The 14,444-nt window shown below is 62.9% G+C and carries 9 protein-coding genes; 5 read left to right on the top strand and 4 right to left on the bottom strand.

Annotated features, from left to right (window positions below):
• Positions 1-420: 420 nt before the first annotated feature.
• Entirely contained in the window at positions 421-2,295 is a 1,875-nt protein-coding gene (locus tag GM655_RS02925) for a glycoside hydrolase family 13 protein (RefSeq protein ID WP_155433112.1), read from the top strand.
• Positions 2,292-5,771, top strand: a complete 3,480-nt coding sequence (locus GM655_RS02920) for an alpha/beta hydrolase-fold protein (protein ID WP_371866695.1) — start codon at positions 2,292-2,294, stop codon at positions 5,769-5,771. The genes GM655_RS02925 and GM655_RS02920 overlap by 4 nt, the downstream gene beginning before the upstream one ends.
• A gap of 24 nt (positions 5,772-5,795) precedes the next feature.
• Here the strand turns inward: GM655_RS02920 and GM655_RS02915 are convergent, their stop codons facing one another.
• The 4 genes from GM655_RS02915 to GM655_RS02900 all read right to left on the bottom strand — a co-directional run bounded on the left by GM655_RS02915 (position 5,796) and on the right by GM655_RS02900 (position 9,763).
• The gene (locus GM655_RS02915; protein WP_155433111.1) at positions 5,796-7,418 is read right to left on the bottom strand and encodes a methyl-accepting chemotaxis protein; all 1,623 of its coding nucleotides are present in this window, start codon (positions 7,416-7,418) and stop codon (positions 5,796-5,798) included.
• Between the two features lie 134 nt (positions 7,419-7,552).
• Positions 7,553-8,071 carry a GNAT family N-acetyltransferase gene (locus tag GM655_RS02910; RefSeq protein WP_155433110.1) on the bottom strand — a complete coding sequence of 173 codons (519 nt, stop codon included), beginning with the start codon at positions 8,069-8,071 and terminating at the stop codon, positions 7,553-7,555.
• Positions 8,072-8,215: 144 nt separating this feature from the next.
• Entirely contained in the window at positions 8,216-9,502 is a 1,287-nt protein-coding gene (locus GM655_RS02905; protein WP_155433109.1) for an amidohydrolase family protein, read from the bottom strand.
• A 12-nt stretch (positions 9,503-9,514) separates the two neighbouring features.
• On the bottom strand, positions 9,515-9,763 hold the full coding sequence (locus GM655_RS02900) for a DUF2164 domain-containing protein (RefSeq protein WP_155433108.1): 249 nt from the start codon (positions 9,761-9,763) through the stop codon (positions 9,515-9,517).
• Positions 9,764-9,938: 175 nt separating this feature from the next.
• On the opposite strand from GM655_RS02900, the gene GM655_RS02895 reads away from it, so the two are divergent.
• From GM655_RS02895 to GM655_RS02885, 3 genes are all read left to right on the top strand, one after another.
• Positions 9,939-10,565 carry a phasin family protein gene (locus GM655_RS02895; RefSeq protein WP_155433107.1) on the top strand — a complete coding sequence of 209 codons (627 nt, stop codon included), beginning with the start codon at positions 9,939-9,941 and terminating at the stop codon, positions 10,563-10,565.
• Between the two features lie 178 nt (positions 10,566-10,743).
• Positions 10,744-12,498, top strand: coding sequence for an ATP-binding cassette domain-containing protein (locus tag GM655_RS02890; RefSeq protein WP_155433106.1), 1,755 nt, complete (start codon positions 10,744-10,746; stop codon positions 12,496-12,498).
• Positions 12,488-14,296 carry an ABC transporter ATP-binding protein gene (locus tag GM655_RS02885; RefSeq protein WP_155433105.1) on the top strand — a complete coding sequence of 603 codons (1,809 nt, stop codon included), beginning with the start codon at positions 12,488-12,490 and terminating at the stop codon, positions 14,294-14,296. The genes GM655_RS02890 and GM655_RS02885 overlap by 11 nt, the downstream gene beginning before the upstream one ends.
• Positions 14,297-14,444: the final 148 nt, after the last annotated feature.

Below are 14,444 nucleotides of genomic sequence, written 5' to 3'. Positions count from 1 at the left end.
CGTTCTGGAAAGAATTTTGTACTAAAACTAGATTCTGTGTCAAACAAAAGCACGGCCGACTACGCCTTAAAACGCGCATACAAGCGGGTTTCCCTAGCGAACAAGGGTGACTCGTTGTATTTCGGCTACAGGACAATAGCGTTAAACTTGTAGTGGAACTACAGATTTCGAGCTAAGACCACTTTTTTCTGCAAGAATTTTTCACCGTCCATCCGTTCAAATGGCACTAAACACGCCAGCAGAGGGTGGCTGGAAGACAAAAATCGGGCAAACTTTGTATTTTGACTAAAATTGCTTTTCTATTCGGCCACTATTTGCGCACCTTTTTGACGCAAACTATTGGCAAATAAAGCAAAATGGCCAAAAGACAAAGAAAAACACGCCTTGTAGTACGACTACTCATCTAAAAATGGAGACTGCATGAACAAGCGCCTGCTGCTGGCCGCCCTCGCCAGCCTGACTCTGGGCAGTGCCCGCGCCGATTACCGCATCGATCACATGGAACCGCCGAGCTGGTGGACCGGCATGCACGAGCGCAGCCTGCAGCTGATGGTGCATGGCCCGCAGATCAGCCAGTTACAGCCCACCCTGCACTATCCGGGCGTGCAGATCACTTCCGTCGAAAAGGTGGCCAATCCCAATTACCTGTTCATCAATCTGCGCATCGGCGCTCAGGCCCGCGCCGGCGAACTGGACCTGACATTCAGTGCGCGCGGCGAGCAGGTGCGCGGCGCGGCGGCCCCAGAGCTGCACTACCGCTATCCGCTGCAGGCGCGCGTGCAAGGCTCGGCCCAGCGTCAGGGCTTTGGCCGTGCCGACGCTATCTATCAGGTCATGCCGGACCGTTTTGCCAATGGCGATACGGCCAACGACAACGCGCCGGACATGCGCGAACAGGCGCAGCGCAGCGAAGGCTCCGGCCGCCATGGTGGCGATCTGCGCGGCATTAGCGACCATCTCGACTACATCGCTGCCATGGGCTACACCCAGCTATGGCCTACCCCGCTGCTGGAATCGAATATGCCGGCCTATTCCTATCACGGCTATGCGGCTACCCACCACTACCGCATCGACCCGCGCTACGGCAGCAACGAGGACTACCGCGCCATGGTGGCGCAGGCGCGCAGCAAAGGGCTGGGGGTGATACAGGATGTGGTGCTCAACCACATCGGCAGCCAGCACTGGTGGCTGCAGGACATGCCGGAGCCGGACTGGCTGACCTATCAGGGCAAGTTCGTCCCCACCGAACACCACCGCGTCGCCGTGCAGGATCCGTATGCCTCGCAACAGGACAAGCGCAACTTCACCGAAGGCTGGTTTGTCGAAAGCATGCCGGACCTGAATCAGGCCAATCCCCATGTGGCGCGCTATTTGATCCAGAACACGCTATGGTGGATCGAGTATGCCGGCCTGTCCGGCCTGCGCGTGGATACCTACAGCTATTCCAACACAGATTTCCTGAGCCGCTGGTCGGGCGCCGTGATTGCCGAGTATCCGCGCCTGAATCTGGTGGGCGAAGAATGGAGTCCGCACATTCCCGTGGTCGCACACTGGCAGCGCGGCAAGCGCAATGCCAACGGCTACGTATCGCACATGCCCAGCATGATGGATTTCCCGCTGGCCGACGTGCTGCGCCGCGCACTGGCCGCACCCGATGATGGCGACTACAGCCTGACCAGCCTGTACGAAGCGCTGTCGCAGGACTATCTGTATGCCGATGCGGGCAATCTGGTGCTTTTCGAAGGCAACCATGACATGTCGCGCCTGTATAGCGAACTCGGTGAAGACGATCAGTTGTACCGCATGGCGCTGGCCTTCGTGGCTACGGCACCGCGCATCCCGCAGTTTTACGCCGGCACAGAAATCCAGATGTCCAGCAGTACCAAGGGGCGCGACGATGCTTCCTACCGGCGCGACTTCCCCGGCGGCTGGCAGGGCGACCGCATCAACGCCTTTACGGGCGCCGGCTTGACAGCGCAGCAGCAGGCCGCGCAGGACTATCTGAAGAAGCTGCTCAACTGGCGCAAGCATGCCAGCGTAATTCACCACGGCCGCACCATGCACTTCGGCCCGGAGCAGAATACCTATGTCTACTTCCGCTACGATGGCAGCCGCAAGGTGATGGTGGCATTGAATAAAAATCGCACTGCAACGCTACTCGACACAGCGCGTTTTCAGGAAATGCTGCAAGGTGCGCAGAGCGGTACGGATATCATTACCGGCCAGCGTATCGCGCTCGGTGCACAGCTTACCCTGCCGGCCCGTTCGGCACTGATACTGGAGATCGCCCCGTGAAGCCCACCCCGCACATCCTCGCCGCCAGCTTGCGCACTGCGCTGGGCCTGCTGGCCCTGTCGTCCATGCCGGCATTGCCGGTACTGGCCAGCCCCGCCAGCAGTCCAGCCGACACGCTGACGGTCAGCTATCCCGTGCCTGCTGCCGCGCCTTATACGGTGCAATACAGCGTCACCCCACTGGAACACGATTTGCGCCGCTACACCCAGCGCAGCAGCATGCCGGTGCGCGTGGGCGAACAGGCAATCAGCTATAGCGAAGTGGCCGGCCAGCCCGTGGTCCGCAGCGGCAATCCGGGCTTCGACGCGCTGTTCACGCTGGCCGGTCTGGAAATGGCACAGAACTCCGTCAGCCAGATCCGCGACGGCAGCTACAACGGCGGCCAGCCTATCAGCTGCAACTGCTTCGAGACCGGCGAATACTGGCACTATGTCTGGACCCGCGACCTGTCCTACGCAGCCGCGCTGGGGCTGGGCATGCTGGACCCGCGCCGCGTGCGCAACTCGCTCGAATTCAAGCTGTCCGGCTACCGCAGCGGCATCACGCCTGCCAGCACGGTGGCCGGTAGCAGCGACGGCCTGCAGATCATTCAGGATACGGGCAGCGGCGGCAGCTGGCCGGTCAGCACGGACCGGGTCAGCTGGGCCTTCGGTGCAGACGAAGCGCTCAAGGCACTGGCGCCGGACGAGCGCCGCGCCTTTGCCCGCACAGCCTTGCGCGCACTCTCCAACACGCTGGAGAACGACCGTCTGGCCGCCTACGACAGCGGCGACGGTCTGTACACGGGCGAACAATCCTTCCTCGACTGGCGCGAGCAAAGCTATGCGCCGTGGATCACCGGCGATCTGGCCAGCATGGCCAGCAGCAAAGCGCTGTCCACCAATGCGGCTCATTACAAGGCTCTCACACTCGCAGCACAACTGGCCCGCGAGCAGGACCAGCCGGCGCTGGCGCAGCGCTATGAGGACTGGGCAGCCGCACTCAAACGCGCGATCAACCAGCATCTGTGGCAAGCCGATAGCGGCATGTACAGCAGCCTCACGGCTGGCCATTTCGATGGTGCTGCACTGTACAAATACGACTGGCTGGGCCAGTCGCTGGCCATCATCACGGGCATCGCCGATGAGCGTCAGGCCGCCAGCATACTGGCCCACTATCCGCATGGCCCGATGGGTGCGCCGGTGATCTATCCGCAGCAGCCTGATACGGCGATCTACCACAACCGCGCCATCTGGCCCTTCGTCACCGCCTTCGGCCTGCGCGCCGCCGCCATGGCCGGCAATGGCGCCGTGGCCGATGCCGCCTACCAGACCCTGATGCGCGGCGCCGCCACCAATCTGTCGAATATGGAAAACATGGAATGGCTGAGCGGCCTGCCCATGCTCAAGGACCAGCGCGATGGCAAAGACCTCAGCGGCCCCGTGATCAATTCGCGCCGTCAACTCTGGTCGGTGGGCGCCTATCTGGGCATGGTGGTCGGCAATGTGTTCGGCGTACAGACTACCCAGCACGGCATCGCGCTACAGCCCTTCGTGACGGCACGGCTGCGGCGCGAACAGTTTGCCGGCAGCGACAGCATCAGCCTGCGCCATCTGGACTTGCGCGGCAAGCAGCTGCAGGTCACGCTGCGCCTGCCCGCTGCCAGCCAGAGTGAAGGCTATTACAGTGTGGCCAGCATCAGCCTGAATGGCCAGCCGGCCAGCGCCAGCATAGACTGGGCCGCACTGGCCGACGACAACCACATCGTCATCACGCTGGGCGCACTGCAGGCCGGCCAGCAAAAAATTCAGCGCGTGCACGCTGCGCCGCTGGCACAGGACAGCGCCGTGACAGCACCGGCCGAACCGCAGCAGGTAGCGCTGGCACGGGGCAGCTTCGGCTTCCCTACGCTGAACTTCAGCGCGCCGCAGCAGGGCGTGCGCTACAACGTCTACCGCAATGGCCGGCTGGCCGTGCAAGGCCTCACCAGCAGCAGCTGGGCCGACCGCCGTGCCCCGCTGCTGGGCAAAGGCGCAGCCGACAATCTGTGCTACAGCATGGAAGCCGTGCATCAGGCCAGCGGCCAGCGCAGCCACCACACCCCGCCTGTCTGCCTGCACAGCGGGCTGGAAATCGCCGCCGATGATGCGCGCTTCCAGTCCAGCATCAGCGCCGAACAAGGCCGCATCGCCAACTGGGGCGCCAGCAGCGACACGCTGAGCGTCAGCGCGCTGCGGGTAGAACGGACGGGCCGCTATGCCGTGCAACTGAAATACCGCAACGCGGCGCACCAGATCAATCTGGGCATCAGCGGCGGCGTCAAATGGATGACGCTCAGCGATGACGCCGGCCGCGTCGTGGCGCAAGGTGTGGTGCAACTGCCGCACAATGCCGCCGTGAGCTGGTCCACGCCATTGACGGCGCAACTGCAAGCCGGCAGCTACCGCATGCAGCTCAGCGATTTTTACAACATGAGCTACCTGCAAAGTAATAGCAGCTATGCCGATGCGGGCGGCGTACAAGGGCCATCCAACCGCTTCGATCTGTACGGCTTGCGCCTGCTGCCGCTGGCCGCTGCGGCCACGCCCGGCACGGGCCGCGCCACAAACAGCGGCGCTGCGGCTGCCGTGACGCCATCGGGCCAGAGCGCTACGGTGAGCAGAACGGCAGCAGCGGCAACATCAGCCCAGTTGCCGGCGCTGCCGCCGCGAGGCAGTGTACAGATCACGGCGCCTATCGCTTCGCCCCAGCTAGGCAACCAGCGCCAGCTACGCATCTATCTGCCGCCCGGCTATGAACGCGCTACGGCGCAGCGCTATCCCGTGCTGTACATGCACGACGGCCAGAACCTGTTCGATGCGGCCAGCGCGGCCTACGGTGCGGCATGGGAAATGGCCAGCGTGATGGACCGCCTGATCGCCAGCGGCGAGGTGGCGCCCGTGATCATCGTCGGTATCGATAACAATGCTGACCGCATCGCCGAGTACACGCCCTGCTGCGACCCACAGCATGGCGGCGGCAAGCTCGATGCCTATCTGGCCTTTGTTGCCGATACCGTAAAGCCGTGGGTCGATGCCCACCTGCGTACCCGCCCCGAACGCGAGCATACGGCCATCATGGGTTCTTCGCTGGGCGGCATCGCTTCGGTGTATATGGCCCAGCGCCGTCCCGAGGTGTTTTCCATGGCAGCCAGCTTGTCCGGCTCATTCTGGTGGAACCAGCAGGCGCTGGTACGCCAGCCGCCGGCTCACTTGCCCGTGCGCTTCTACCTCGATGCCGGCACCAGCAGCGATGGTCTGGAAGACACAGAAAAAATGCGCGACGCCTTGCTGGCACAAGGCTATCGCGCACACACGGAGTTGGAATTCTATGCTGCTGATGCAGCCATCCATAACGAACGTTCCTGGGCGGCGCGGGTCGAGCGCCCCTTGCGCTGGCTATATCCCGCCAGTTCTGCCCATCCCACCCATCCTACTCCTGCCGCCAGCAGCCACTAAGCCTGTCATGCCGGCCTGAAACGGTCAGGCCGGTGCTGGCAGCAAGTTACGCTTGGGGGCAACCGCCAGCCTGACCCCGCCCTGCAGCTTGAACACGCTGACGGCATCCGTCAACCGCGCCGCCTGCTGTTCCAGCGCTTCCGCTGCCGCCGCCGATTCTTCCACCAGCGCCGAGTTCTGCTGGGTCACACTATCCATCTGGCTGATGGCGATGCTGATCTGCTCGATGCCATCGCGCTGTTCCACACTGGCCACGCTGATCTCGCTGACGATGGCCGTCACCCGCTGCACGCTGGCCACCACTTCATCCATGGTGGCACCCGCCTGCCCGACCAGCCGGCTGCCCGCTTCCACTCGCTCGACCGAATCGCCGATCAGTTCCTTGATTTCCTTGGCCGCCGCCGCCGAGCGCTGGGCCAGATTGCGCACCTCCGTAGCCACCACGGCAAAGCCGCGCCCTTGCTCGCCCGCACGCGCTGCTTCCACGGCTGCATTCAAGGCCAGGATATTGGTCTGGAAGGCGATGCCGTCGATCACGGCAATGATGTCGACAATCTTGCGCGAGGATTCATTAATCGAGCCCATGGTGCGCACCATCTGCTCGACCGCGTCGCCACCTTTGGCGGCCACGCTCGATGCGGCATCGGCCAGCCGGCAAGCTTCCGTGGCATTGGCATTGTTCTGCTGCACGGTGGTGGTCAGTTCCACCATGGCGGCGGCGGTTTCTTCCAGCGAGCTGGCCTGCTCTTCCGTGCGTCCCGACAGATCGAGATTGCCTTTGGCGATTTCGGACGAGGCCATATAGATGCTGTCCGTCCCTTCGCGCACTTTGCCGACGATGTCGCTCAGATTGCTCTGCATCTGCTTGAGTGCGCCCAGCAGTTCGCCGATTTCATCACCGCTGCGTACTTGCACTTCCGTGCGCAGATCGCCGGCAGCCACCGTCTGTGCCATATCCACCGCTTCGCTCAAGGGGCGGGTAATGCTGCGGATCAGCGCCACCACGGTTACCCAGCCCACTACCAGCGTCACGGCCAAGGTGATCGCCATGGCCAGCAAGGCCTGCTTGTAGGCGGACGCATTGGCCGCTGCCATTTCCTCCGTCAGCCGCTGCGATTCCTTGCCGATGTAGGCGACGATGTCGTCGATCTTCTTGGTCGGCTCACGGTCCATGCCTTTCACCAGCCCATCCACGATGTGCACACTCTCCGGATTAGCACTGTCGTACTGCTTGAGGGCTGCCAGATATTTGCTGACCAGCTCGTTCTGGGTGCGGATCGCATCATCCACCAGCGGCGTAGCCAGCTCGAGCTTTTTCAGCTGGGTGTCGAGCTGCTTGAGTTTGGCGCGCGTCTGTTCGCCGCCTTTGACGAAGGCCTCGGTGTATTTCTGCAGGGCTGCCGGGTCATTGCCCCGGATCAGAATGTTCTTCCATTCCTGCACCTGTATCTTGAATTCCACCTGCGCAGCGCGGGCCCCGTCGATGGCCTGGCTCAGCGCGACGGAACGGGCCATGGCCTGCGCACTGGTGACATTGGTGTCGTGCAGCGTACGCCATCCGCCTGTGGCGACGATGGATAAAGCGATGAAAAAGAATACCCCGAGTAAGCGCAGCCTGAGACCGATTTTCAGATTCGACAAATTCATGACTTCCCCCTTGGTAACAATTCGGAACCATCATGTCCGCCCCGGATGGAGAGCCCCATACCAACAGCGGAAAAAATTTAACAAACCAAGTTTTCTTGTGAAACTTTCAAAAGGCCAGCAAGCGAGCCTGCAGCTCAGGCTGGCGTGAACTCGATACGGTATTTATTGGTCGCTTCCGTATTCGGCGGAAACACTTCACTGCCGATATAACACAGGCCCAGCTTCTCCAGCAGGCGGATAGAATTCACGTTGCCGGGTTTGGTAATCCCCATCAGCGCGGGCAGCTTCAACTGTTCGCGCGCATAGGCCAGCACGGCGGCAGCCGCTTCGTAAGTGTAGCCCTGACCGAAATAGGCGGGCCGGATGGCATAGCCGATATCCACAGCAGGCAGGGTGTCGCGCTTGATCAGGCCGCACAGGCCCAGCGGCTGGCCATCGCTCTGGCGCTCCATCACATACAGCGAGTGACCATGCAGGGCCTGCATCGCCATGGGTCCGTCCTGTATCGCCGTCCGCGCACCTTCGACACTGCGCACGCCTTTGTCGCCTATGTTTTCCAGCCAGGTAGGGTCGTTGACCAGTTCGAAATAAAACGCTGCGTCTTCCGGATTCATGGTGCGCAGATGCAGGCGCTCGGTACTCAATATCTTCATGCTAGGAATAAACCTCAGAGAAAACAGGACGTCACGCGGCGCTACAGAACTGCAGGGCACTTTGCCAGCGCGCAACAGAAAGCACATCCCGATTGTCGAGGATTTCATACGGCAAGTCCAGCTTAGGCTGCCGTACTGTGGCGTCTAGCGCTGCAAACGGAAATCCACCTGCGCCGGACGGCCATCAATATGCAGACGACTGACTGCACGCGGCGCCTCCGCCAGCACCTTACCACGCCGCATAACCAGCCGGCGCGCAGCGCGCAAGCGGATGGCGGCCACGGGGTCGGGCGCATCGAGCAGCACCAGATCGGCGTAATTCCCCACTGCCACGCCATAGCCCTGCAGGCCGAGGATGCGGGCCGGGTTGCTGGTGACGGCCTGATAGCAGGCCCGCATGGCGTCCTGCCCCGTCATCTGCGCCACGTGCAGCCCCATATGCGCCACTTCCAGCATATCGCCCGAGCCCAGGCTGTACCACGGGTCCTGCACGCAGTCATGGCCGAACGCCACCTCGATGCCGGCCGCCAGCAGTTCCGGCACGCGCGTCATGCCGCGCCGCTTGGGATAGCTGTCGTGCCGCCCCTGCAGGGTGATGTTGATGAGGGGGTTGGCGATCGCCGCCACGCCCGCTTCGCGTATCAGCGGCAACAGCTTGCTCACATAATAGTTGTCCATCGAATGCATGGAAGTCAGGTGCGAACCGGCCACCCGCCCCTGCAGGCCCAGCCGCTGGGTTTCATAGGCCAGCGTTTCGATATGGCGTGACAGCGGATCATCCGATTCGTCGCAATGCATGTCCACCATCAGGCCCCGCTCGGCCGCCAGTTCGCACAGCAGGCGTACCGAGGCGGCGCCGTCCGCCATGGTGCGTTCGAAATGCGGGATGCCGCCTACCACGTCCACGCCCATATCGAGCGCACGGCGCAGATTGGCCAGCGCCGTCGGGCTGCGCAGCACGCCATCCTGCGGGAAGGCCACCAGTTGCAGATCGAGGTAGGGCGCCACCTGGCGCTGCACTTCCAGCAGCGCTTCCACTGCCAGCAGGCGGTCATCGCATACGTCCACATGGGAGCGTATGGCCAGCAGGCCGCGTGCCACGGCCCAGTCGCAATACTGCAAAGCCCGATCCACCAGCGCCTGCTGGGTCAGTTGCGGCTTGAGCTCGGCCCACAGCGCTATGCCTTCCAGCAGCGTGCCGGAAGCATTCACGCGCGGCAGGCCGTAGCTGAGCGTAGCATCCATATGGAAGTGGGCATCGACAAACGGGGCGCTGAGCAGATCACCCTGTGCATCGATTTCCTGTGCCCCGCGCAGCGGCAGGGCCGGGCCCAGCGCCGTGATGCGTCCGGCCGCGATGGCCACATCCACGCTGCGCTGACCATCGGCCAGGCTGGCATTGCGGATCACTGTATCGACCGAAACATCCATATGCGCTCCCGCTTATTTTTTCCAGTATGAGAATTCCGTCTCGTAGCACTCGGTCTGCAATTCGGCGATCCGGTCCTGCATGGCGGCCTGCGCATCGAGGATGGCCTGATTGTAGACAGAGGGGCCGATTTCACGCAAACAGAAATCCAGCAGCAGCCTGGCCTTCAGCTCCCCGACTTCCTCGTCTAGATGCTCGGCGCAATAACGTTGTATGGAGCCAATCAGGCGCTGCTCCGCATCTTTATCCAGCTTGATCGCCATGGTGGCGTCCTTTCATGAAAACCCGTAAATTATTGCGCCGCAGTAATTCATTGGTAACAAGATACGAAAATACTTTTCAAGCCCAATATTCAAGGCTAGAATCAAATTATTGCATCGCACCAAATCAACCGGCAGAGCGCAACCGTGCCGACATTCTAATCGCCCAGGAGAAACCATGTCTTCGATCACCGAGCAGTTTTCCGTAGCCACCCGCAGCCAGTTAGAAAACCAGATCACCCTGCTCAACACGCTGGCCAGCAGCGCCGTTGCAAGTGCCGAGAAACTGTTTGCGCTCAACCTCAACACCAGCCGCACCAGCGTGGCCCAAAGTTCCGCCACGGCCAGGAAACTGCTGGAAGCCCGTGGCCCGCAGGAGCTGCTCGAACTGAACAAGGCGGACACTCTCAATTTCGACCAGCTATTCGACTATGGCCGCGCGCTCTACAGCATCGCTGCCAGCGCGCAGACGGAACTGCTGCAAAACGCCAAGGCCAGCCTGCAGAAACTCACGCCATCCAGCGCCGCCGCGCAGCAGACACCGGCCAAAACAGAAGCCCCTAAACTGGCAGCCGTGAGCAAGCCCGTGGCCGAAAAACCGGCCAGTGCCAAGCCGGCCGCAGCCAAGCCGGTAGCTGCCGTCGCGCCTGCACCTGTCGTGGCCGTGGAAGCCGTGGCGGTGGAAATCGTCACCACCGCTCCCGTGCAGGCACAGCTGATCGACGCGGAAGTCGTGGAAGTCAAGGAAGTGCCGGTAGCCAAAGCCGCTACCAAAGCCAAGCCCGCCAGCAAAGCCAAGAAATAAGTAGCAGCGGCAGCGCGGCAATCGCCTGGCAATTGCACGCTATCAGGGCTCAGGCCCGACAAACAGCGGGTCCAGAAACGCATAGCAATGAGACGGGATCAGCGCGGGCGCCAGGCCTGCCCTGATCCCGCCTTGCTTTGGTGTATCCTAGCGGGCTGTATGCTTCATGCTGGGTTCTATGGCAACACTTTCTCGATTGATAGGCGGCTTTGTGCGCCAGCACAGCCGCGCTTATGCGCTTTCGGCCATCATGCTGGCCGGCGTGGCGACACTCTCCATCTGGGTGCCGCGCAAAGTGGGCGCCATGATAGACGGGCTGGCCAACCATACGCTAGGCAGTAGCGAGCTGCTGCGCGAAATCAGCTACCTGCTGCTGATCGGTGCCGGCATCTATTTCCTGCGCGTGGGCTGGCGCCAGATCCTGTACGGCGCCGCCTACCAGCTGGGCGTCTCGCTGCGCACCCGCCTCTACACCCGCTTGACGCTGCAGGGCCCCGCCTTCTACCAGCAGCAGCGCACGGGCGACCTGATGGCACTGGCCACCAACGATATCGACGCCATCGAAATGGCGGCCGGCGAAGCCATGCTGGCCGGCTTCGACGGTGCGCTCACGCTGGCCATGGTGCTGGGCGTGATGCTGCTGGGCGTGGACTGGCGGCTGGCCTGCATTGCCCTGCTGCCGTTCCCGCTGATGGCGTGGTCGTTCTGGTTTATCTCGGGCCATATCCACACGGCGGCCACGGCAACCCTCAAGCATTTCAGCGCCCTCAACGACCATGTGCAGGAAACCCTGTCCGGCGTGCGCACCTTGCGCGCACTGGGTCTGGAACAGCGCAGCGCGCAGCATTTCGCCACGCTGGCGCAGCACGCCTCCGATGCCAGCCTGCGTGCGCAGGTGTGGGAAGCGGCCTATGAACCGGCTGTCGGCCTGACCCTGACGGCGGCTGGCGGCCTGACGCTGGGACTGGGCGGCTATCTGGTCTGGCAGCAGCAGCTAACCATCGGTGCGCTGACCAGTTTTACCATGTATCTGGGCCAGCTAATCTGGCCCATGTTTGCGGCCGGCTGGGTACTCTCGCTGATAGAACGGGGCCGCGCTGCCTGGCAGCGTCTGCAACCCATGCTCGATGCGCCGCTGGTGATCGATGATCACGGCACGCTGGCGCAGGTGGCCAGCGGCGCGCTGGTGCTGCAGAACGTGAACTACCACTATGCGCAGCAGAGCGCGGCCGCGCTGGCAGACATCACGCTGACGCTTGCTGCCGGCCAGACGCTGGGGCTGGTGGGCCCTACCGGCAGCGGCAAGAGCACGCTGCTACGCGTGCTGCTGCGCCAACTCACGCCGCAATCGGGCAGCGTGGTCTGGGCCGGCCAGCCGCTGGCCTCCTACCAGTTGCAGGCGCTGCGCGCTGCGATTAGCTGGGTACCGCAGGAATCCTTCCTGTTCTCGGCCTCGATTGCGGAGAACATCGCGCTGGCACGCCCCGAAGCGAGCAGCGCCGAGATCGAACAGGCGGCCCGTCTGGCCGATATCCACGACGACATCCTGCGCTTCCCGCAAGGCTATGCCACGCCTGTGGGCGAGAAAGGCATTACCCTGTCCGGCGGCCAGCGCCAGCGCGTCGCCATTGCACGCGCCCTGCTGGCCGATAACGATCTGCTGCTGCTCGACGATGCCCTGTCGGCCGTCGATACGGGCACGGAAACCCGCATCCTGCAGCATCTGGAGCAGCTACGCCAGCAGCGCCACGGCCGCAGCGCCATCATCGCCAGCCATCGCCTGAGCGCCGTGGTCAACGCCGACCTGATCGTGGTGCTGCGCGCCGGCCGCATCTGCGAAACGGGCAGCCACGAACAACTGCTGGCCGCCGACGGCTGGTATGCCAGCCAGTGGCGCTATCAACAACTGGAAGCCAGTCTCGATGCATCCTGAATCCACCAGTAAAACCCCGGCCGCGCAGGCATTCCGTCCCGCACTGGCGCTGCTGCAGCGCGCCGCCCAGCCCGATCTGCACCACCTTTGGCGCGCGATCATCTGGCTGGTGCTGGCCGCCCTGCTGGAAGTGCTGGGCCCCATCATGGGCAAGGCGCTGATCGACGAACACCTGCTGCCACACCATCTGGACTGGCCGCGCATGGCCGCGCTGCTGGCCGGCGTGGTGCTGACGGGCTGGATCGCCAGCGGCCTGCGCTACCTACAACTGGTGCGCCTGTCCGGTCTGGCCATGCGCTCGGTGATGCGCTTGCGCGAAATGGTCTACAGCCATGTGCTGCAACTGCCCATGGCTTACTTTGACCGCGCCATCACGGGCCAGCTAGTGTCGCGCGTCACCAATGACACGGAAGCCGTGAAGACTCTGTACATCCAGGTACTGTTCGTGATGCTCGACAGTTCCATCGTGCTGATCGGCACGGTGGCTGCCATGGCATGGCTGGACTGGCATCTGATGCTGATCGTGCTGGCCCTGCTGCCCATGGTGTTGCTGATCGTCTGGCTGTACCAGCGCTGGAGCGCACCGGCCGTGACGCGTGCCCGCGCGCTGCGCAGCGACATCAATGCCCAGATGGCCGAATCGATCGCCGGCATGAGCGTGCTCCAGGCCAGCAATGCCGAGCGCCGCTTCGGCCAGCGCTTCGCCCGCACCAATCAGGACCACTACCACGCCCGTCTGGCCGAGCTGCGCGCCAATGCCTGGCTGCTACGCCCTGCGCTCGACCTGTTCAACATCATCCTGCTGGCAGCCGTGATCTTCCTGTTCGGCCAGCGCCCCATGACGGCGGCCGAAGTGGGCGTGCTGTATGCGTTCATCAGCTATCTGGCACGCGTGATCGAACCGCTGATCCAGATCACCATGCAGTTCAGCCAGTTGCAGCAATCGGTCGTGGCCAGCGCGCGCGTCGCCACGCTGCTCGACGAAGCCCGCGCCGACGAACATGGCGGCGACCACGCCGGTCCGTCCAGCGCCGCCAGCAGCAGCGCGTCCGCAGCGGCGACGGATGCTGCTGCCGTCAGCATCGAACATCTGAGCTTTGCCTACCATCCCGGCAGCACCGTGCTGCACGACCTGTCGCTGCAGATCGCCAGCGGCAGCTATATCGGCATCGTCGGCCACACGGGCAGCGGCAAATCCACCCTACTGGCCCTGCTCCTGCGCTATTACACGGCGCAGCAGGGCAGCATCCGCCTGTACGGCACGCCGCTGGCCAGCATCGCCAATCAGCGCTTCCGCGCCGAAGTGGGTCTGGTGCCGCAAGATCCCTTCCTGCTGGCGGCATCGGCACGGGAAAACATCGACATGGGACGCGGCCTGTCCGATGCCGCCATCGAAGCAGCGGCACGCGCGGCCCATGCCCACGATTTCATTTGCGCGCTCGATCAGGGTTACGACAGTCCGCTCGGCGAGGGCGGCTCGCGCCTGTCGGTGGGCCAGAAGCAGTTGCTGGCGATAGCCCGCGCGCTGGCCGGCCAGCCACGCATCCTGCTGCTCGACGAAGCCACCTCGCACATCGATTCGCAGACCGAGCAGATCGTGCAGACGGCACTCGATGCGCTGCGCGGCCGCGTGACGGTCATCGCGATTGCGCACCGCCTCTCGACCATCCGCGATGCCGACCGCATCATCGTGCTCAACCATGGCCGCATTGCGGAACAAGGTGCGCACGAGCAATTGATGCAGATAAACGACGGCATCTACCAGCGCCTCTACCTGCTGCAGCAACTGGCGGCTTGAATCTGAACCGTGCAAGCATTATATTTTTATAAGATTCACCTGTTCAGCGCTGCAGCAATCCAACAGTTAGCGCGCCGCCTCCTCCGAAACTGTGGCGTTTTCGCGAAAATACAAGGTTGCACGGGATTTCCAATCAGCAACAAGAATA

The sequence above is a fragment of the Pseudoduganella danionis genome (genome assembly GCF_009720775.1).
Taxonomy (GTDB): domain Bacteria; phylum Pseudomonadota; class Gammaproteobacteria; order Burkholderiales; family Burkholderiaceae_D; genus Rugamonas; species Rugamonas danionis.
This window is presented reverse-complemented; position numbering and strand designations above follow the sequence as displayed.